Here is a 21888-nt window from a genome sequence, read left to right as displayed (position 1 = left end):
ATCAGGGCAATGGTGTTCATAACTACTTACTATCATTATAGATATGGCGTTAACAAATACCTTTAAAGGACTCAGCCAGGACCAGGTACGGGAAGCCCGGCTTGCCCATGGCTTGAATGTGCTGTCCGGAAAATCCGGTCATCCTTTTTGGCGCATATTCAAAGGGATTGTCACTGAACCCATGATTATCCTGCTCCTTGCTGCGAGCTCCATTTATCTCATAAGCGGAAAGTTTTCGGATGCCTTATTGCTTTTTTCGGCGGTATTGTTGGTTGCTGTGGTCTCTGTAGTGCAGGAGGGACGCAGCCACAATGCATTTAAAAAATTAAAGGAAATTACCCAGCCGCAATGCACGGTTATACGCGAGGGGACAGAGATGCTTATCAATACTGCCGACCTCGTGCCGGGCGATTGCCTGATTGCCAGGGAAGGCGAGACCGTTGCTGCGGATGGCGAAATCCTGCAGGCGAATGACTTTTCCCTTAACGAATCAGTGATTACAGGTGAGGCATTCCCGGTGGAAAAGGATGAGAACGGGCCGGACAGGCTAGTTTATGCCGGAACAGCTGTAACATCCGGGCTCTCCGTTATCCGTATTACTCACACCGGCAATGCCACCAGGCTTGGAATGATAGGGGACAGGCTGAAACAGGTGGTAATAGAACGCACCCCACTGGAGCGGCAGATACGCGCCTTTGTACGTAATATGGCGATAATAGGCACTATTGTGTTTTTGCTGGTCTGGGCAATTAATTTTTATCAGTCGGGTTCTTTTATTAAAAGCCTTCTCAAGGCGTTGACCCTTGCCATGAGCATCCTTCCTGAAGAGATACCTGTTGCCTACACTACTTTTATGGCGCTGGGCGCATGGAGGCTCATGCGCTCGGGTATTGTTGTCAAGCAGATGAAAACGGTTGAGGCCCTTGGCAGTGCTACGGTGATATGCGTTGATAAAACCGGAACAATTACCCAAAACAGGATGAGCCTCGCAAAACTCGCCTTACCGGACGGAACAATAACAGACGCAGGCACTGCCACAACACTGTCTGTGCCTGCCGGGCAATTGCTGCAAATAGCGATGTTTGCCAGTGAGCCGATACCCTTCGACCCTATGGAAAAGGCTCTTCATGACGCATATAGCTTATTTACAGACAATGATGAACGTTCTCTGTATAGAATGGTACGCGAATATCCCCTTTCAGGCCAGCCACCTATGATGACTCATGTGTACGAAAATGCGTCGGGACATCGCCTAATAGCGGTAAAAGGTGCCCCCGAGGCGGTACTGAGGGCTTCAGGGCTTACAACTTCGCATCAGCAAAAAGTCAGGGAGGTACTTACTGCGCTGGCAGCACAGGGTTACAGGGTACTTGCCGTTGGTAGTGCCGCTGATGAAATACTGCCTGAAGACCAAATGGCCCTGCACCTGGATTATATGGGGCTTGTTGCTTTTTACGATCCGCCCAAAGAGAATATGGCAATGGTGCTAAAACAGTTTTATGATGCAGGCGTACAGGTGAAGATCATTACCGGTGATAACAGCCTTACGACAGAGGCCATTGCTAAGGAAGTTGGATTTAGGGGATATGATAAGGCAATAGGCGGGGAAGATTTAATGCGCCTTTCTGATGAGGAGCTATCGATAGCCGTGCGGGATAATGCAATATTCAGCCGGATGTTCCCCGAGGCAAAGCTCAGGATAATCAATGCCCTGAAGGCAAACCGGCAGGTCGTTGCCATGACAGGGGATGGGGTAAATGATGCCCCGGCGCTCAGGGCTGCCCATATCGGCATTGCTATGGGCAGGAAAGGCACGGCCATTGCCAAAGAGGCTGCCTCGCTGGTTTTGGTGGAAGACGACCTTTCGGCAATGGTTACCGCCATCGCCGCAGGAAGAAAGATCTATGCCAACCTCAAGAAGGCCGTACAGTATATCATTGCCATCCATATTCCTATTATACTTATCGTCCTGCTGCCGTTGCTGTTGGGTTGGACCTACCCTGCAATTTTCTCACCGCTGCACGTTATCGTACTGGAACTTATCATGGGGCCGACCTGCTCGGTAGCTTTTGAAGGTGATCCTTTAGAGAAAAATACTATGCACGCTGCGCCACGCCCGGTTGAAGCTTCTTTTTTCAGCTGGGGAGAACTGGCGCATAGCCTCCTGCAGGGGGCGGCCATCACTGCAGGACTTGTATTGGTTTATCAGGTCTCGGTAGCAAGGGGCTTTACCGGGGAGCACACCCGCACCCTTGTGTTCACAACCCTTGTACTGGCCAATATATTGCTTACGCAGGTCAGCCGCTCCCGCGTTTATTCGATTCTGACGGTGGTGCGTTACAAAAATCCCCTGATAGCGTATGTCCTGTTAGCTACTATGGCAATCCTGGCTGTAACCCTCGTGGTGCCGGATGTCTCTTCGGTATTCCAATTTGTGCCGGTCCCTTTATCGGAAGTGTTATGGTGCCTGTTGGTCGCTGCAAGCTCCGTCCTGTGGTACGAGGCGGTCAAATACTACAGGCGAAGAAAATTATAGCTCAACCTCGCTGCCCATTAGCGGGACGGTGCAGGGATAGCCATAACGCTCATTTATCCTGATGCGCAATTCGTCGGCTGGCTGGTTTTCCCCGTGTACTAAAAACACCTTTTTTGGCGCTACTTTTAATGCGGAAAGCCAGTTGAGCAGGTCGTTCTGGTCACCATGGGCAGAGAGCCCTTCGATTTGCAGTATTTTTGCCCTTACGGGAAAATATCGTCCGTAGATCTTTATTTCACGGGCTCCTTCCAGTAATTTCCTTCCCCGTGTGGCCTCTGCCTGGTAGCCGGTAATAATAACGGTAGTCTCCGGGATCCCTATATAGTATTCCAGGTAAGAGAGTATCCTGCCCCCGGTTGCCATGCCACTGGCGGCAAGAATAACCTTTGGCTGCTTATCCGCTATTGTAGCCAACGTATCCTCGAAGGCCGATGTAATGGTAAAGCGCTGCAGCATCCCCGAGCATTCCTCAGGGGTAAGCTTGTGCCAGGATGTATTTTGGGTAAAAACCTCCAGTACATTTGCGCCCATAGGCGTATCGAGTATAAACGGCACATCGGGCAGCCTTCCCTGCTTTTTGAGCTGCCAAAGGAGAAACATGAGCGATTGCGCCCTTTCTACCGCAAAACCGGGAATAATGACCGTACCGCCCTTATCAATAGTGTTGGTAATAAAAGTTTCAAGCTGTAGCAGCACATCGGCATGGGGATGCAGCCTGTTGCCATAGGTGCTTTCCAAAAATACATAATCAGCCTGAACGGGCTTTTCAGGGGCAAACATCAGCACATCGTCATCACGGCCGATATCCCCGGAAAAAACCAGGGTCTTGCCTTCCAGGTGAAGGCTTATGCTGCAGGCGCCTATGATATGCCCCGCTTTGGAGAATAGGGCAGTTATATCTGCATCCAGGGCTATTTCCTCGTGTGGTTTGACGGTCCTGAAAAATGGGGATACAGCAGCTGCCTGTTCCATGTTGTAGAGCGGCTCGGCAACTTCGTGTTTAGAATAGTGCTCCCTGTTGGCTCTTTCCGCTTCTTCCTCCTGTATCTTTGCGCTGTCCAGAAGGATCAGCTTTGTGATCTGGCGCGTAGGGCCCGTACAGAAAATCTTGCCCCGGAACCCCTGGCTTACGAGCCTTGGCAGCCAGCCGCAATGGTCAAGGTGGCCATGGGTGAGCAGTACGTAGTCAATCGTTTCGGGCAGCACCGGTAGGGGTTCCCAGTTTAGTTCCCGCAGGGTTTTGAGGCCCTGGAAAAGGCCGCAGTCAATCAATATCCTTACGCCGTTGCTTTCCACAAGGGTTTTGGATCCTGTTACGGTACCGGCACCGCCTAAAAATCTTATTTTCATATTTTCATGTATTACGTAGTTCAGAACATTCTTTTAGTACATTTTTTATCCTGTTTTCGCTAATGCCAATTTTATGCAGGCAGTCCGAATGATCCAGGACTTCCTTAACAAGGAGTATATCCAGTATCAGTAACTTTTCTTTTTCTATCGCTGTCAGGGTAGTAAGGCAGGTCACGGGGTACAGGCCGTTGCGGTCTGTCAGTAGGCTGATAGACCCGTTTGCCGGCAGATCCCAACTCAGGAGCTGCATGCCGGAACAGTTCGCAAAAGTGACGGCATCTGCACTGAAGCGGTTGTTGGTCACGATCAGGCATTGGGTGATGTGATCTGAGATACCAAACAACTCATGCTTTTTTGGTTTTAGGTCATTAAACCGGGACAGGATGTAGAGGGGCACTTTGACATCACTGATGGCCTCGCGGCTATTGTGAAACTTACATTCGGCCATAATGATAACACCATCACGGCGCATGGCAATATCCACCTCGTGGGACACGCAATTGCCCTGTAGCATTAAGTTTGTTGCGGTTTGCCATCCCTGTGCGGCATACAGACGCGCTATGAATTTCTCGAAGAAAAACCCTGCGGGTCCAAGATGCAGCAAGGCAGTCCGTAGGTTATAGCGTGCTGCGTGCGCATTGGATGCGCGCCTGAGCATAGCGAATGCCTGCTTATAAATCTGCTTGGTGGTAATGCCCTCGTGTAGCTGCGAGTCTATCCCTGCCAGGACCTGGCTGGCGACGGATGGCATCGCACCAGAGCGCAACAGGGAGTTTTCCAGCTTTTTCCTGTCGAAGTCTACGATGTCGCCTGAGCGTTTTATTACTTTCATAGAAGTAGCTATTTGAGGTATTTGTATAATTTAAATTACCAACGCTCGGTTGGGATTATCCAATTATTGTAGACGGGTCATTCAACAATTCATTCCATAGGCAGGAGAGTAGGTTCGTTGTGGTTGCAACGGGTGTCATGGTGCTGGTATTTAGTTGAATATCAAAAATAGTTAACAAAATTAAAATCTACACAAGTTATAAAGGATGATGCCGGTCACGTAATTATGTGATCCTCATCATGTATCAGTTTTTCATCCTGCTGAACTTTTCAATGTCCGGGATAGCAATAGTGTTGCCGGTTTATCCACCGGCACCTTATTCCTCATCGGTAATAGTACGACTAACTATTTCCGTTGAAATGCCTGAAAGCGAGGCAGGGTCCTTGCGGCTGATCTTTACAGAGTCCCGTTAAGGTTGTGTTTTGCAAAGGCGCACTAAACAACCGGCAATACATTGAGTTGCCTGATAGTCAGGAAGCCCGGACTGGTGTCTTCAGGAGACAATTGCGGCATTATAATATAAATTCAATGGTGCACTGGCATCAATGGATGGTTGACCAAAAAAGCGCCTTGTTTTCATCCCGAAGCTTAACCAAATGTCGTAAATATTCCGATGTAATAATCATTTAATGCCTGCAAAACGATTAACCGCATAGCAAAATAACCGAATAGCCTAAAAATATACAAAGTGCTTAAAATCACTTTTTTGTCTGATCAATATCATGTTTTATTGTTGGATTATAAAGCAATTTTGTTTCTGCGGCCCGGCTAAATGTTGCCTCGCTTTCCAACAGTTTTATTAACGCTAAAAAAATGGTAAACATGAAAAGTAATGAAAAACTCCAAAAAGATGTGCAGGATGCCATCAAATGGGAACCGCTGCTCCACGCAGCTGAAATCGGCGTGATCGTGCATGACGGAATTGTGACGCTGACCGGTACGGTAGACAGCTATGCTAAAAAGACCGAAGCCGAACAGGCGGCCAAAAGCGTAGCAGGTGTAAAGGCGGTAGTAGACGACATCGAAGTAAGGTTTGCCAATGGCTTTGTAATAAGCGATACTGATATCGCTGAAAGCGTAGTGCTTGCCCTGAAGGGAAACTGGTCGGTGCCTGACAGCAAGATCAAGACAACGGTAGATAATGGCTGGGTTACCTTAGAGGGCACCCTGCACTGGGACTTCCAGAGGCAGGCCGCCAGGAACGCTGTTCGTTACCTGGCCGGTGTCAGGGGGGTGACCAACAAGCTAATGATAAAGTCTGAGGTCGAGGACCAGATCGAGCAGAAAAAAGTAGAGGATGCCCTTCGCCGCAACTGGGCGATCGATTCTGACAAGATCCATGTGCGCGCCCATGGCACTACCATCAGCCTGAGCGGCATAGTGTCTTCGCTTTTCCAGAAAGATGAGGCCGAGCGCATTGCCTATAAGACGCCCGGAGTATGGTTTGTAGACAACCAGCTTGTGGTGGAATACGACTACCTCTATGCCTGATGTGTAACGGGGGCTTTAGGGTTCCTTTAAACCTTTCACTATGAAAACAAATGAAGAATTGCAATACGATGTGCAGCTGGCGCTGGGTTACGAGCCGTTGCTCCATGCTGCGGAAATCGGAGTAAGCGTTAGCGACGGGATCGTAACGTTAAGCGGCATTGTAGACTCCCTTGCTAAGAAAACAGAGGCGGAACATGCCGCAAAGTCTGTTGCAGGGGTAAGGGCGGTGGTGGACGAAGTGTCGGTACACATTGGCAAACGCGATTTTGCCGATGATATCGATATTGCCAGAGATGCTGTAAGGATGCTTCAAGGGAGCCTTATCATTCCCCAGGATGCCCTCACGGTAACAGTTGAGGATGGTTGGCTGACACTGGAGGGAACCCTTCATTGGAACTACCAGCGTGAGCATGCCTGCCACCTGGTAAAAGACCTGCCGGGCGTAAGGGGCGTGACCAATGAGATCAGGCTGGGGAAGGAGCTGGCTGAAAAGGTGGATAGCGACCAGGTGGTCCGGGCCATGCGCAGGCACTGGTCGATTGATGCCGATGAAATAGAAGTAGAAGTGCATGGCACGGCTGTGGAGCTTAAGGGTACGGTATGCTCGCTCTACCAAAAGGAAGAAGCGGAAAAGCTCGCCTACAAGACCCCTGGGGTGACAAAGGTTATCAATAACCTTGTCGTGAACCTTGAACAGCCTTACCTATGTTGAGGCTTAAACTACGACTCCTGCGCCTGACAGGCCTTGTCCTGGCCGTTATGGTGCTGCCCGGCTGTAATGGTGCAGGAGATACCCAAATCAGGACATCCGCTATCAGGGATACTGTGCCGGCAATCAAAATATCTTCCCAGTACAGGGATTTTGAGCGCGAAGCGGACAGCACTTTGTGCCGGCTTGATTCACTGCTTACACTGGTGGATATCCAAACGGCCGACCCGGGCAGGCGAAGGCATATGGCGGCGCGGCGCAGGCAGTTTATCAAGGCGCAGTACCAACTGGATAAACTAAGGGGAAGGCTGAAAGGGCATAGTGATGCCTACAGGGACGCGGTACAACACCTTGAGCGCACCGAGCACGATAATCCGGCCTTTATAAAGGACTACCGCGAGGCGTTGCAGGCTCTCGCCAGCACCATTGCAGTGCTGGGAAATGATACTTTACCTTAACTAAAAACATACCGCCATGTGCATCTCATCTTCTGCAAGCTTTACGTTGGCAGTCTTACTGGCAGCCCTGGGCGCAGCTTCCATAGGAAAGGCAAGGCAGCGGATTGAACTGCTTTTTGCCTGCATACCCCTAATTTTCGCAATCCAGCAATTCGCCGAGGGCCTTATATGGGTCTCGATGGGAAACCTTTCGCTTTACCGCTTAAGGACAGACCTTGCTTATTTTTACCTTTTTGTGGCTGAATCGGTCTGGCCGGTATTGATCCCCTTAGCACTGCTGCTGCCGGAACGGGACAGGGTGCGCAGGAATATTCTCCGCATGCTTCTTATCATCGGCATTTTTACCTCCCTTTATCTGGCTTTTTACCTGTTTACTTATAGCGTGGGAGTAACCGTTGCGGATTGCCATATCCGGTACATGCAGCACCAGCATTCTCCTTACCATATCATGGCAAGCCTGCCTTACCTGTTTGCCATCCTTGCCCCGTTCTGGGTTTCCGGCATCAGGGGTATGTATCGTCTGGCTGTAGCTCTAACACTGTCGTACCTTGCAGCAAAAGTACTGTACGATCGTGATTTCGTATCGGCCTGGTGCTTTTTTGCAGCCGTAATCAGCGGATTCATCTATTGGATATTTGCTTCGGGCAATGGGGCCGCGCAAGGGCTACAACAACTAAATAATCATGATAAATATGAAAACAGATGAAACCATTCAATTGGATGTGGAGCGGTCGCTTTACTTCCAGCCTGAGGTGGACGATATCCCTATTGCGGTTGCAGTAGAGGATGGCGTAGTAATCCTAACGGGTAAGGTTGAACAATACAGCCAAAAGGAAGCTGCCCAAAGCGCGGCCAGGCATGTCAGTGGTGTAAGGGGTATTGTCAACCATATTATAGTCGCGCCAAACGGCCCAATGGTGCTCACTGACGCTGAGATCGAAAAAGCCATCCATCAGGCCTACCAGTGGCGTTGGGAGATTCCCTGGAAGCAGCTTAGGATTAGGGTCAGTGACGGCTATGTTACCCTGGAGGGCGAGGTAGGCCGGAATTTTCAGAGGGAAGCCGCCCGCGAGGCCGCCTCACAGCTGTTGGGGGTAAAAGGCGTAAACAATAAGATCACTGTGCGAACACAACCGGACCATAAAGCCGATGCGCGGGATGTCGAGGGAGCGCTGTTTCGCAATCGCGATATTGACGATGATGATATTACCGTAGAAGCCCTTGGCAATACAATTATCCTTCGGGGAAGCGTACCCTCGCTTGCTCAGAAAGAAGCAGCCGAAAAGATGGCCTGGAATGCCTCGGGGGCTGAACACGTACAGAACCTGCTGGAAGTACTGTAAAAACATGGAAAAACCACAGCTCACAGCATCATAGTAAAGGTTCTTAAACTGCTGCACTGCTGGCTGGCAATAATACTGCAGCGTCCCGCAAAAAGCGGAGCTGCTGCCTGAATGATACAAAAACTTTAAAAAAACAAGTATTATGGAAACTATTGACTTCAAGGGGATTGCCTCCCATAGGGGAACGTCCTGCGTAACGATATCCATGAACACCGCTGCGCCGTGCACAACACCCGACCATTGCGCAACAGAGTTAGCGAGGCTTGCAGCACAGGCCGGAGTTATGATACAGGAAGGGGCAGACCTGCCCGGGGATACGACGGTGCCCGAGAAACTCCAGTTGCTTCCTGCGGAAGTTGCCATTCACCATGAGTTCGGCAGCATGAGCATTTTCTTATCCGAGGGTGTCCGGGAGGTCCTTTATTCGCCCTTTCCCGTGCCGCAGAACCGCGTACAGGTAGCCGACCGCTTTGATCTTCGCCCCCTTATCGAGGTTAGTAACAATTTCTGCGACTACAATATATTGCTGCTTGACCACAAGGGTGTACGGCTGCTCCATGCGCAGAACGATAAGGTACTATCCGAAACCAAAGACGGATTTTTCCCCCTGGTACCCGGCAGCAGCCCCGGCCTGCCCAAAGATATCCCCGGCCTTTTTGACAGCCTGGACCGCGAGCTTATCACCCGCTTCAACACTTCCAGGCTGCGTTATGTAATTGCTGCATCCCCTGCCATGTATAGCCGCTACATGCAGGCTGCACGTTTCGCATCGGTGTATCCGGCGCATATAACGCTAAAAGCAGGCCATTCCTACCACAATATTGCTAACGCTGCATGGTCGGAACTACTCAGCCGGAAGGACAAACTGCGGGCGCACCTGATCGCTATGGTAAAGGACCTTGCCGGGACAGGGGGAGCCCTGACAGTTTTGCCTGATATATTAGAAGCATCTCAGCAGGGCAGGGGGGACATACTGGTCGTGGATCACGATGCAGCCATTACCCCCGAAGATGAAAAGATATATTGTGATATCATCTGGAATGTAGTCAAGCACCGCGGAAAAGTGCTTTTCGGCCAAGCCGGTGAGATGGGTACCCTGGGCAGCATTGCCATGAAACTCTGCAGCTGATGGAAACAAAAGAAACGTCAGGAAAGTCGGAGATCCAGTTCCTGGAAGGCCCCCAGTCGAGGTTTCAGGAACTGAAGTTCACCTTTACAACATTCTGGGAACTCATACGTGGATTCCGTAAGCTGCATTTTGTAGGCCCGTGTATCACCATTTTCGGCTCAGCACGCTTCAGCCAGGGTCATCCTTACTATGAATTTACTCGCGAGGCCGCCGGGGAATTCGCACGGCTGGGCTTTACAATCATGACCGGCGGGGGACCGGGGCTAATGGAGGCTGCCAATCGAGGGGCAAGGGAGGCCGGTGGCCGTTCGGTGGGCTGCAATATACAGCTCCCTGTAGAACAAAAGCCTAATCTATATGTAGACCGGTGGGTGCAGGTGAAGCATTTCTTTGTCCGCAAGATCCTCCTTGTGAAATATTCCTTTGCCTTCATCGTGATGCCGGGGGGCTTTGGCACACTTGATGAGCTATTCGAGGCCCTGACGCTGATACAGACCGGCAAGATCCGAAACTTTCCGGTTATCATTTTCAACAAGGAATACCACAATACATTGCTGGAACATCTTTCCCGGATGAAATCCAAAGGAACGGTAAGCGACCATGACCTGGAGCTGCTTATTTTTACTGATGACATACAACAGGCAAAGACATTCATAATGGAGCAAAGCATCAGGCGCTACGGGCTAAAGCCCAAGTCCCGGATACGGCCATTCCGCTGGCTCTTCGAGCGCAACCTTCCACCAAAAAAATAGCTGATCCCTGATTTTATAAATGGTATTCAAACATCACTAAATAAAGATAAAGTGGCTAAAAATGAAAACCCAGTTAAATTGCTGTTTTATAACAATTTAATTGATTTTGTTTGTGATGCTTTGCGGCTGCTATTTTTTTGCGACTTTCTGACTACTATCCTACCTAGAGTAGTTTGTTAAGATATTTTGTTACTATTTCCAAGTTAATGGTATTTTGTCTAGTGGAAGATTTGTGCATTTTAGTGATTTTAAATTGTGTGAATCCATGGCTCGTACACATAAATAAGCGGGTGTGGTTCAGAGTCGACCAACATATTTTCCAGCTAAGCGTTGAAAATCATATCGAGAATAATGCTTAATGTTTGACATCCAATCTGGGTAGCATAGACTCAAGAATCCTGCCGTTGTTCGGCTTTTCATTCTGGTAAATTGTATATATAACGATAGCTTTTCGTCAACTTTAACAGATTGTGACACCTCCTCTTTAAATATCGCGTTAGATTGTTGCAGGTATTCAGGGACAATTTCTATTTCTGAAACCCTGACAAGTTCCGACTACAGAATGAAATAAACCTATGTCAGTTATTAAGCGCGCTTTCCTTCCCAGTTCAGGAAAGCATGGCTATGATTGATGGGTTAAACAGGTCTAAGGTCTCAATGAAAGAGTTGGTAACGTATATCGGACACGAGAGGAAACAACAATAGTACAATGATTATGCTGGTGTAGTGATTACAACCGAGCGGGTAAGCCTTTTAAGGAATATGATAGCTGCATAAAATGGATGATCCATCATCTCTCCCGACCGGGAGAGATGATGGATTCATCTTCAATCTTGCCATTTCTTTTGAAAACGCTGGCGGGGGAGAATTGGATTATTTACCTTCATGGCAAACAATATAGAAATTATGAAAAACAACCTCCCAAACTTAAACGGCTTCCCTACTGATAACTCACCCAGCACCCAACTCAAATACGATATAATTGCCAGCAAGTTTATGACTGGCATACACAACCACCACAAGCGCAATGCACCCAGACAGCTACCTGTCTCTCGCCTTGGGTAAACGGCGCGGTCATGGAGGGTGCGGTTGCTTTGGTGTTCACCATGTTTGTAAGGTTGTGGAGGTTATTGAGGTTATGTAAGAAATTATAAATAGCGCTACAAAAGTGTTTAATTAATATGAAAAAATTTGATATGCCAGATATTACAACAGCCCTTTATAGGTTTCTAAGGCTTTAAAAGACACAAAGAACAACCTGAAGGCTGTTCTTTATTTGAGTCATATTTTTTATAAAATATTGTTTTCAGGTTAACGTATCTATCCACAACGGATATCAACACATTGATACACTAAAGATTGACATCCCTACTATAATTAGTTCCATTTATTCATTATTCCAAGAATACCTTTTTTAATTCCAAGATAGTAATTGTCCCTTTTAAAGTCAGGCAATATTTCTTTTGAAACTATACTTTTTATATTATCCTCCGATAAATTTACAACTGCGTTTGTCTTGGTCAAAGCAACCTTTCGGTTTCTTTTGCTGAACACAATTAGAATAGTCCTTCCTTGATTATTTTGTTCAATCTTCCATCTTCTACCTAGATCTTCGGCATATACTTGAAAATTAATATCTGTGGGTATGGAATCTAAAGATGCTATTATAATTTTATTTTTGCTCTTAATATTATAATCTAACAGCATTTGACTAAGTTCATCTTTTTGGTCATTTGTGAAGATACTATCAAAATCATTTATTAAACCTTGTTGATTTGGATAAAAAATACTCGGCTTATTTATTTTTTTTCCAGACAGTTCATTAAAATATTTTGAATAATCAAGAACAATTTTTAATTTTTTATTAGAAAATACACTAATATAGTCTTCTCCCTTAATCTTGACAATCGAATCTCCAACTGAAAGTTTGTTCCAAAATTCAGTTTCCATAGATAATATAGTATCTTTCAACTTCAATTGTGGAATATTATGTTCTTCGTTATCAATATACTTTTTTTCTATAATTCCTGAATAATGTTCATTTTTTCTATCTTCAAACATTCTATTGTAGAAATTATCATTTACATGTAGTCTTTTCGCTAAAAAAAACATTATACTAATTATTGTAACAGCTATTAATAATTTATATTTATTTTGATTTAAAAATCCCATATGTATGATTCTGTTTTAGTTGTCAATGCGCCCACACTCACTTTTGCAGAAGGACCCGACAATTCTGGTGATATACTCCCAGTAGTGTACCCGCGTGGGCCTTGACCTATTTTTGATATTCTATCTAAAATTCCATTACCAGGTTTTGGACTAGTACCACCATAACTGTATCCTCCTCCACCTAGTGGAGTATTTATTCCCCCCGAAAACTCCATTGATGTACCTGCAAAATCACTAATTAAGAAATCATCTTTACCAGTTGGGGTAATAACACTTGCATTAACTCCCACACCTCCACCTAAACCTACATGTGATTTAAAAGAAAAATATGCTGCCCAATTATCGGTTGCAAAATCTTTTACAAGACCAAGCTCAAAGCCTATGCCGCCCCCCATAGCCCCACCCATGCTTAAACCAAATGAAAGGCCTCCATTGCCATTTCCAGATTGTGATGGGGCAGGTGTAGGTATAGTAAGACCGTCCATCAGAGGTAATTTACTTCCGTCTGCTTGGTATAAAACATTCCCCTCCGATAATGGACCCTGAGGTCGGATAATTGGCGATATTTCATATTTTTCGCATTCTGCACACATATAAGTATATCCTTCAACTTTCGTGTCTTCTGTAGCGCCAGGTATATATGTTGCTTCTCCAGTAAAATTATTTTTAAACCAATCATCACCATCTATGGCCATCATCCCATCTGGATCTATAAATCTCATCGGATTGTCATAAGCATAAACATACGGCGACCATCCTCTTGATACCTCCGCTTTAGGGTCTACATTCATCCATCTACCCAACGCAGAGTCATAATTTCTTGCGCCATAGTCGTACATATTCAGTCCCAGCTCGTCTTGCAGCTCTTTGCCGTTGTACTTATAGTTATTAGGCAACTTACCTGTTGGTGTTACGGGCGGTGGACCCAGTACAATATCGCCACCTTCGTTTTGGTATTCCCACTCGTCCATGTTGTAATTCATGTGCTTTAAGCCAAATGGATAATAGTGGCTTTCTTCCTTTATTACAAGGCCAAAAGCCTGTTTGTAGGCAAAATTCATCCGAACATTCCCTAAATGGTCCTTATACTGGTACACATAATTAAAATTGTTAGTGCCACCTGTAACCGTATTATCCACATAGCCTTCGGATGTCGGGAAGAATTGCAGTGCCCCACCTTTATACTGAAAACCTCCCAAATAATCGACTACAGCCACATTTGTATTGCCATCAGTTACTGTTTTTTTCAGCTTAACACCAGCCGCATTATAAAGATAATTTATTTTTTTGTTACTGCCGCTAAAAACAATTTCTACCGGCAGGTTTAGATGGTTATAGGTTATGTCAGTTATGCCTTTATTCTTATCAACTTTCATATTGCCATAAACATCATAAGAATAACGATATGAGGTAGTAACATACTCCTTGAATCCCTGTGGGCTATTGGTAGCATCGGTTACCCTCATCAGCTGATTGCCTATATATCCATAAGCAAGATCATCTATAGCTATTACAGTATTAGGGTCGTCTAGTCCCCCATTGCGCTTGAGGGTTAAAATGTTACTATTCTTATCGTAGGTAACCGATTCATTATAGCTGTTATTTAGCTGAATGGTTTCCTGCGGCTTTTGGTAATAGGCATCGGTCAACCGGTTCAATTCATCATATTCATAACTGTATTTACGCTGTACGTTATCGCTGCTGCTCCGCCAATATGTTTCTGCAATATTGCCGTTATACAACGGAACCACATCCCCTACGGGGTCGGTAATTGTATTGTAGCCTATCCTAAAGGCAAAGAGGGTTGTAATGCCACCAGGCGAACTGGTAAGTGCATCAACATTATTTATATCGGTAAGCCATCCCCTTATATTGTACTTGTACTTCATATTTTGTATCGGGATGCCGGAACTTCCCCCCGTAGTACCAACACTTTTTTGTGTCACCTGACCCAGCTCATTATAGGTAAATGCTGCAAGGGGTTCTGTATCAAGGCTGTTTATCTTATGGCTATGACTTATTAGCCTGTCCTGTGCCGAGTATTCAAAATCTTCCCTTACAGTAAGCTCATTATCCGCAGCTATGCGTTTGTGCTTTGTGATATTATATAATAAGCTACCGTCAAAATCGAGTTTGCTGTCGGTCGTGGTGTATCCACCAAGATAACTGGCATCATAAGAACGTATCGGCCTGCCTTTAGCATCATAAAATGTATACGATAGCTGGCCTAATGTTTCGGTTGAAGTAGTAAGTGCCCTAACCCATGATCCTGTAGGCAAACCTTTGCAATTAGTCAGCAATGACTGTCCTTCAATGGAACCTGATGGCGCTGACGGCGCACCAGGGAAGACATAATTGTCATAATAATTTACTGTAAGTAGTTTGGTACCTGACGCAAAAGTATCGGTATAATAAACTTGTATATTATCAATGGAAACTGCCGAAGTTGTTTTTTCGGCAATAGCAACTGCCACATCCTGCATTGTTTTGCGCATACCAGATGTAAAAGTGGTCGTACCCTCACTTTTCCAGCCTGTATAGGCTACGCGTCCAAAAGAGTCATATCGCGTTATAAGCCAGCCTTGTTCCGGAGTAGTGCCCGGCGAACCAAAAGGCGAAAGAGCGGGTCCGGTAGCTACAACTCGGTCCTGGCTGTCATATACAATATATTCCCACTGCCTGCCGGGCAGTTTTTTTTCTGCAAGGCGATTGCGGCTGTCGTATTTATACTGGTAGCAATATAGGTCAAGATCGCTTTGAGGTGGTATCGTCATCATAGGTATCTTTGGCGGCAATACATAAGTCAGGTTGCCAAACTGATCATATATATAATTCGTGTATAAAGCTTCGCCTGTGCCATTCGGCATTTTATTAAAAGTTTTTTTTAGTATAAGCTGCCCTTGCCGGTTTTTAAACTCCTCAACAGTATTCAGCTTTAATAGTGAGGTACTACCACTAATATATATATCGCCTGTTTTGTTCTCATTCTGTGAAATGGTTTTATACAATTGGTTTGCTGTATACATACCATCATTAGTAAAGGTGATATCATATATTTCGGTTACCGAATTCCATGATGCAACAGCTCTGAGTTTTCGTACATTATCATTATCTCTATTAAACAAATAGGCAAATTTTACCGTGTGGTCATTGTTATCGGAAATATTACCTTTCCATGCATCTCCCGGGCCAGCCTGTTTTAACATCCTGTTTAGCGGGGACGGTTCTAAAAATTGTTGGCTATACGGATTGCCGGTGTGCTCTATACCTGTGGCCGTGCTGTAATATTGTAGGGTAGCATTATAGGACCCGCTACCAAAAGAAAGATCATTCGTAGCAGCCGGATAAGGAAGATAAGTTTTCGCCAGGCGGCCAAAGTCATCATACTCCATATGTGTAACGATATCCTTTTCTGTAGCTGAAGCCTTTCCGACAACTTTTTGTATTGGCCGTCCAAGGCCATCATAATAAGTTACAGCAGTCTTTGCTTTAGTGGGATCGCTTGTTTGTGTTTCTTCCCGGTAAACCGATGTTTTGACATAATTTTGCGAGGTTGTTTGCCCCAAAATTGTCAACGGAAAAATCAGGAGTATGTATAGAAGTTTCTTCATAATGTCTGTTTAAAAGATTGCGGGTTTTTCATTACGGCCTGAAATTGTATTCGTTTTCAGAAATAAGGTTACCATCTTTATCCCTGACAGCGGCTAGCCTACCGAAAGCATCGTATTCATAATAGGTTGTATAGCCTTTAGGGTCGGTAATACTTGTCATACCTATCATGGGGTCATAAGTGTAGGTAGTGACCATGGCTTCAGGCAATGCTGCGCGTAATGCATTTAATGCATCACGTAATTCTTGTTCGTTACAATTTCCTGTAAAACAGTTATCGTTATCATATCTGCTAAGCAGGTCCAGATTGCTAATGATCTCATCGGGAATGGATGAACAATTGCAATTTTCAATTTTAGCTATAGGGTATTGTTGCTTATATCCCCAAATAAGATTCACAGGAGTTCCATCACGTAATGTATATTGCCAGATGTTTCCCCTGCTATCATATTTGTCAAACGATGAATATATATCATAGGGATTTGCATCTGCTCCATTATATTCTGTACCTTTTCTCGTATAAACCTTATCAAGAAGAAATAGCCCATTCAGTCTGAAGGTTTTCAGTATTGAATTGGTCAAGATTCCATTTACATAGGATTCTTGTTTCAACACATCTGAAATTCTATTAAGCTCCTGCATTTGCGTAATGACGGTAGGTTGGGATTCATCATTATAAAGGTTGAAAGGATAATAAAACCTGTTTTCCGTTAAATCACCAAGTGAATTGGTTCCTTTCGTTTTGCTGGTCAAAAACTTCTCATTATATTCATATTCTGTTGATGTATTTAGATTGCTGTTTACAGAATAATTGATAACCTCCTCTTTTTCAAGCACAAGCTTCTGGTTGGTATAAAGTTCGTCGATTGCATAAAAATATAGCCCTGCATTTCCTTGTAAAAGGGGAGATCCGGAATCGTTAAAGTATTCCAGCCGTAAGTTTGGACCTTGTGACGTGCTATAATAAAAAGTATCAAGGTAACCCAAGTCAAAATTCAATGTTTTATACGTTGAATTTCTTAATAACGTATAAGTATAATTTTTCTCTTGTAATTTATTATTATTATTATCTAAATACTCTATTTTATACGTTTTTCCTATTTTAAGGGCCTCATGATTTCCAAAATAATTCCGTGCGGGGAAAGGATAAATATCTTTTCCTTTTTTTTCAATATAACCATATTTGACTTTTGTATAGCCTTGTATATCAGAAGTATAATATGCATCGCAACACCATGGCCTTTGATCTTGATAGAAATCTTTATATACATATTTTGACCCTGGAGGGATGTATGTAGGATCGTCCGTAGGTCCACTTACAACATTTACTTCAGGCCTGTTATCGGTATAGTAATTATAATATTTTGTTTTCCCATTGGTAGTATTGGCAATATTTGAAACATTTTCTTCTGTTACATTAGTATATAGGATTTCCCTGCCAAAAAAATCAGTTTGAGGCCCGAGTGTATGTGTTGAAGTGGTGATCAACTTTCTTAATTTATCATAAGTATCAGTAGTTCCTTCAAAATTAAGTTGTTCTGCTGATTTTGTGTATTTTAGAAATATATTAAACCCTAATTCAGATGTATAATAAGTGTGTGTTTGTTCCACAGCCAAATCTTGGGCATTATCAATAGCATAATTCGAGATAAAGGCGAAAGAGGGCTTATGCATGAGCTGACCGCTTGATATGGTAGTATTATTAAAAGTTGTATAGCCATATCGTTTCATTTTTGCAAGGTTATGTGATTCATCATAATATTTTAATTCCTTGACCCTGCAGCCAGGGCCATTCACATTGAGATCTGTTGTATATGCATTATAAAATTTATTGGCTTCATAATTTACCTCCAAGCTCCCTTTTGTTGGAAATATAATACTCTTAAGTGTGCCATAATATACAGTATTTTGATTTGGCCTTCTCTCAGCCCCGTTAAATACAAATGCGTCACTGTTCATTAAGGGGTAATAAGATATTTTATCTCCTTCAAGAGCCAGGCTTACATATAGCTTTGGAAAAGGCGGGTACGTATTTTCGACGGTATTGCCAAGGTAATATCCATATATGTCTTCAAAGCCTACAGCATTTTTCCCCGGAAGGCTGCCGGGACTATAATAATCAAATGAGTATTCAATGTCTTTAGTGCTATCGTAAACTATAGGCGATCTGCTTTGAATACTTTTTTCTACAATCTTTTTCAGGTATAGCCTTGTGGTCTCATAATTATTGGATGTTGATGCACCATAATATTGATGCTCAAGATCAAACTCCTTTATCAGCAAATTATTATGATCAAACAGCTGTAAACTGCTCAAACTCCTGGCATTTTCCAAATCTGTCCTTAAATCATTATTGTAATTGAATTTTACTGTACTAAGGTTTGAATAGTTTTTTGTTCTAATTTTATCCAAATAAAGTTTTTCGCGGCCTAAATCGACTTTTTCAATGGCGTATGAGGGTTTTTGCGGCCTTAGATTGTACGGATGACCCGTATATTCTCCATCATGCTGCCTTGGCACAAGCTTTTCTTCAGAAACTCTTTGTTTTATATAATCAAAATATATCTCATCGCCATTAGGTAAGCTAGTTATTTTTGTAAGTTCCCAGTTGTTTATTTGCACATCCTGTAACACATACTCGATAGTCCTCTGATAATTGGGAGCGCCTGAACCATGGTCTAAAAACGTTTTTATATATTCAGGTTCTGTGAATGTATAATTTTCAAAATGATAAATAATACCATTTTTGTTTGTTATTGTAAAGCCTTTAATTCCAATATCAGCAATTGTTTTTGATCGCTCTGCAGTCGACGTAAAATCACTCCATTCGTACCAGTAATCAGGAATATTACCGTAAATAATGTCAATCTTTATATCCTTATCATCTAAGGGAATCGCTTCATATAGAAGATTCCCGTTAGAATCCTGAAAAAGTACTGTATTTCCATAGTAACCATGTTCTATATAATAATCTTTTAATTTCAAAATAAAATTGAAATTCAGATCACCTACAGAAACATGAAAAACATCCCTCTTATTTTCCGCATTTGTTGTATGCGTCTGCATCTGCAAAATGGAAGTTATTAGATAATCGCTAGGTAACACACTCATATAATCGACAGCATAAGGTGTAGGGAAATTAGCAGAATAGTAGTCCTGATAACCTACAGTAGCTGAGCCACGAAAATATTTTGTGACTAAACTGTTTAGCTTTCTGGGAAACGAATATTGTGTATCTGCGATTTCGGGTGCGATTTTACCTGTATATAAATTATATAGGCCATATCTTCCACCTTCTATGCCGTCGTGATACTGAACCATCACATCGTCAGGAGTACCATTTAATATTCGTGTTACAGAGCCACCTGCCACAAGGTTCCATCCCATACCTACTTCTGAAGCGTTATCTCCAAGCTTTATCCCACCTGTTGAATAAGAAAGCTGAATGGGTAATGAAAAATTATCGCTTTCAATTGTAGTAAAAGGAATAGTTATTCCAAATTTTCCTGTAGATATATCAACATTTCCTTCATTGGAAAAATCGGTAAATTCCCATGCTTCCGGAGTTTTTGCTTTATATAGGGCTTTTTTAAAATAATCTTCATGATCCTGGACCGCCTGTGCAAAGGCAAAACTATTGGCAATAAAGGCCAACGCTATGGCGAAATATGTTTTACTGTTCATTTGACTTAAAAAAATGATGATTAATTTCCTTTCATTACTTTCACCGAGCCAGTCCCGGCATTGGTGCTTATTTCGATGATGTATAAGCCATCGGCATAGCTCCCGAGGTCTACAGGGATAGTCCTGTCGGTCACTGCAAAGGTTTGTAGTACGTGACCGGATAGGTCGACTACGGTAGCCGTGCCGGTATTGTATTCAAACCCTACGATCACATTGGTATATTGTTGTGTAGGGTTGGGTATGGCTTCAAGCTGTGCCCTTTTTTCTTCTTTTTTCTTTTTGTCCTTATCCTTTAGCTTTACCACCCAGAAATCATTGCTGCCCTGCCCGCTCTTACGGTCGCGGGATACATCGCCTTTTGAGGTCCCTGCAAGCAGGTAGCCGCCATCGCGGGTTTCTATGAGTTTCCGAAGGATATCCTCACCATTGCTCCCTACAGCTTTCTTCCATAGCTCATCTCCATCGGCAGCGATCTTGATGGCGATATAATCGTTGATCTCTTTTTTATCGGCTTTCTTTTCCCCCATGACCTCTGTCTGGGCATAGCCCCCTAAAAGGAATGTACCGTCATTGTTTTCAATAAGTGAGGTAAGCACGTCTACGTTTCCTGTATTGTAAGTTTCCTGCCAGAGTATTTCGGCATTCTCATCTAGCCTCACAAGCCAAATGTCAGTACCTTTTTTGTTGGACCTGCTTTTATTGCCCGAAGTAGCCGAAGCGGAATTCCCTCCCAGGATATAGCCGCCATCCTGTGTCTGCTTTATGGTATAAAGGTGATCGTCCTCTTCACCTCCAAATACTTTTTCCCATTCCGTCCTGCCATCTTTGTCGAGCTTTATGATCCAATAGTCGCCTGCACCATAGCCTTCTTCGGATTTATCCTTTGAGGACGGGGAGTTGGAGTAGCCGCCAATGATAAAACCGCCATCTTTGGTCTGCTCGATACTCTCCAGCATATCGGCATATTTGCCGCCAAGGGTGCGCTGCCATTTCACCTCTCCTTTTTCGTTGAGCTTTACTATCCAGAAATCCATATTTCCCCGGCATTTATCCGATTTATCAAATGGATCGGCAGCGCCTTTGAGGATTTTTCTACTAATATTTGATGCCGATGAACCACCAAGGATGTAGCCGCCATCTTTAGTTGGAACGATGCTTTTAAGAATCTCCTGGCCACTTCCGCCGATAGTACGCTGCCATTCTTCACCTCCTTTGGCATTAAGCTTTACGATCCAGAAATCTTCTTTGCCGCGGCAGGAATCTTTTTTGTGGATTCCCGGCTGTGAGTCGGAAGTGCCTCCCAAAATAAAGCCGCCATCATTGGTATTGCGGATGCTATAGAGGATATCGGCACCTGTGCCGCCGAGGTTTTTCTGCCAGTCAAGCTCACCATTCTCATCCATTTTCCAAATCCAGTAATCCAGGTCGCCCTGGCTATCTTCGGTTTTATTCCCTGATTTTTGTGATAGCGACGTGCCGGCGAGGATAAAGCCATAATCGGCAGTAGACTGTGCATCAAGTAAATAATCGGCGTGTTTGCCGCCATAGGATTTTTCCCAAAGAAGGTCCTGGGCGTTAAGGCAGGCTGAACAAAAGAAAATAATCCCTAATAAATAGAGAGAGTGTGGTTTATTCATAATTGGTTGGTTTTGTTAATAGATTATTAACGAAAAAAGTTTTGCAAAAGTATTGATGTTATTTTATATAATGGATAGTTTTTGTAATGTTTCAATTAATTTAATGATATTTTTAGAGCTTAAAAAGTTCGGACGAGAAGTAATAAAAATCGTTAATGGCTCATTTGTTAGTTCTTAGTTGCTATT

General features: G+C 44.1%; 14 protein-coding genes. 8 read left to right on the top strand and 6 right to left on the bottom strand.

Annotation, left to right across the window (positions count from 1 at the left end; genetic code table 11):
• Window positions 1-43 precede the first annotated feature (43 nt).
• On the top strand, window positions 44-2536 hold the full coding sequence (locus HYN59_RS15285) for a cation-translocating P-type ATPase (protein WP_108779111.1): 2493 nt from the start codon (window positions 44-46) through the stop codon (window positions 2534-2536).
• On the opposite strand, the gene HYN59_RS15280 is transcribed toward HYN59_RS15285, so the two are convergent.
• Window positions 2531-3886 carry an MBL fold metallo-hydrolase RNA specificity domain-containing protein gene (locus HYN59_RS15280; RefSeq protein ID WP_108779110.1) on the bottom strand — a complete coding sequence of 452 codons (1356 nt, stop codon included), beginning with the start codon at window positions 3884-3886 and terminating at the stop codon, window positions 2531-2533. The genes HYN59_RS15285 and HYN59_RS15280 overlap by 6 nt on opposite strands.
• A 4-nt stretch (window positions 3887-3890) precedes the next feature.
• On the bottom strand, window positions 3891-4718 hold the full coding sequence (locus HYN59_RS15275) for an ATP cone domain-containing protein (protein WP_108779109.1): 828 nt from the start codon (window positions 4716-4718) through the stop codon (window positions 3891-3893).
• Window positions 4719-5540: 822 nt separating this feature from the next.
• Between HYN59_RS15275 and HYN59_RS15270 the strand changes: the two genes are divergently transcribed.
• The 7 genes from HYN59_RS15270 (at window position 5541) to HYN59_RS15240 (ending at window position 10600) form a co-directional block, all read left to right on the top strand.
• Window positions 5541-6209 carry a BON domain-containing protein gene (locus HYN59_RS15270; RefSeq protein WP_108779108.1) on the top strand — a complete coding sequence of 223 codons (669 nt, stop codon included), beginning with the start codon at window positions 5541-5543 and terminating at the stop codon, window positions 6207-6209.
• Between the two features lie 40 nt (window positions 6210-6249).
• Window positions 6250-6921 (top strand): BON domain-containing protein, encoded by a 672-nt coding sequence (locus tag HYN59_RS15265; RefSeq protein ID WP_108779107.1) that lies wholly within the window; start codon window positions 6250-6252, stop codon window positions 6919-6921.
• On the top strand, window positions 6915-7376 hold the full coding sequence (locus HYN59_RS15260) for a hypothetical protein (protein ID WP_108779106.1): 462 nt from the start codon (window positions 6915-6917) through the stop codon (window positions 7374-7376). Before HYN59_RS15265 ends, HYN59_RS15260 begins: the two co-directional genes overlap by 7 nt.
• A gap of 16 nt (window positions 7377-7392) precedes the next feature.
• Window positions 7393-8082 carry a DUF6629 family protein gene (locus HYN59_RS15255; RefSeq protein ID WP_108779105.1) on the top strand — a complete coding sequence of 230 codons (690 nt, stop codon included), beginning with the start codon at window positions 7393-7395 and terminating at the stop codon, window positions 8080-8082.
• Window positions 8069-8719 (top strand): BON domain-containing protein, encoded by a 651-nt coding sequence (locus HYN59_RS15250; RefSeq protein ID WP_181369460.1) that lies wholly within the window; start codon window positions 8069-8071, stop codon window positions 8717-8719. The genes HYN59_RS15255 and HYN59_RS15250 overlap by 14 nt, the downstream gene beginning before the upstream one ends.
• A gap of 142 nt (window positions 8720-8861) precedes the next feature.
• The gene (locus tag HYN59_RS15245; protein WP_108779103.1) at window positions 8862-9848 is read left to right on the top strand and encodes a baeRF3 domain-containing protein; all 987 of its coding nucleotides are present in this window, start codon (window positions 8862-8864) and stop codon (window positions 9846-9848) included.
• Entirely contained in the window at window positions 9848-10600 is a 753-nt protein-coding gene (locus HYN59_RS15240; protein ID WP_108779102.1) for an LOG family protein, read from the top strand. The genes HYN59_RS15245 and HYN59_RS15240 overlap by 1 nt, the downstream gene beginning before the upstream one ends.
• A 1377-nt stretch (window positions 10601-11977) precedes the next feature.
• Here HYN59_RS15240 and HYN59_RS15230 read toward each other — a convergent pair.
• Genes HYN59_RS15230 through HYN59_RS15215 form a run of 4 tightly spaced genes read right to left on the bottom strand, consistent with a single transcriptional unit; the run spans window position 11978 to window position 21702 of the window.
• Window positions 11978-12772: a TPM domain-containing protein gene (locus HYN59_RS15230; protein WP_108779100.1), complete on the bottom strand. Its 795-nt coding sequence runs from the start codon at window positions 12770-12772 to the stop codon at window positions 11978-11980.
• Window positions 12760-16383 (bottom strand): DUF6443 domain-containing protein, encoded by a 3624-nt coding sequence (locus HYN59_RS15225; RefSeq protein ID WP_108779099.1) that lies wholly within the window; start codon window positions 16381-16383, stop codon window positions 12760-12762. Before HYN59_RS15225 ends, HYN59_RS15230 begins: the two co-directional genes overlap by 13 nt.
• A 31-nt stretch (window positions 16384-16414) precedes the next feature.
• Window positions 16415-20065, bottom strand: a complete 3651-nt coding sequence (locus HYN59_RS15220; RefSeq protein ID WP_108779098.1) for an RHS repeat protein — start codon at window positions 20063-20065, stop codon at window positions 16415-16417.
• Window positions 20066-20085: 20 nt separating this feature from the next.
• A complete protein-coding gene (locus tag HYN59_RS15215; RefSeq protein ID WP_108779097.1) occupies window positions 20086-21702 on the bottom strand; it encodes a T9SS type A sorting domain-containing protein in 1617 nt (538 codons plus the stop codon).
• Between the last annotated feature and the right edge of the window lie 186 nt (window positions 21703-21888).

This window comes from Flavobacterium album (assembly GCF_003096035.1).
GTDB lineage: Bacteria > Bacteroidota > Bacteroidia > Flavobacteriales > Flavobacteriaceae > Flavobacterium > Flavobacterium album.
Note: the sequence above shows the minus strand (reverse complement) of the source record. Positions and strands in the feature narration are given on the sequence as shown.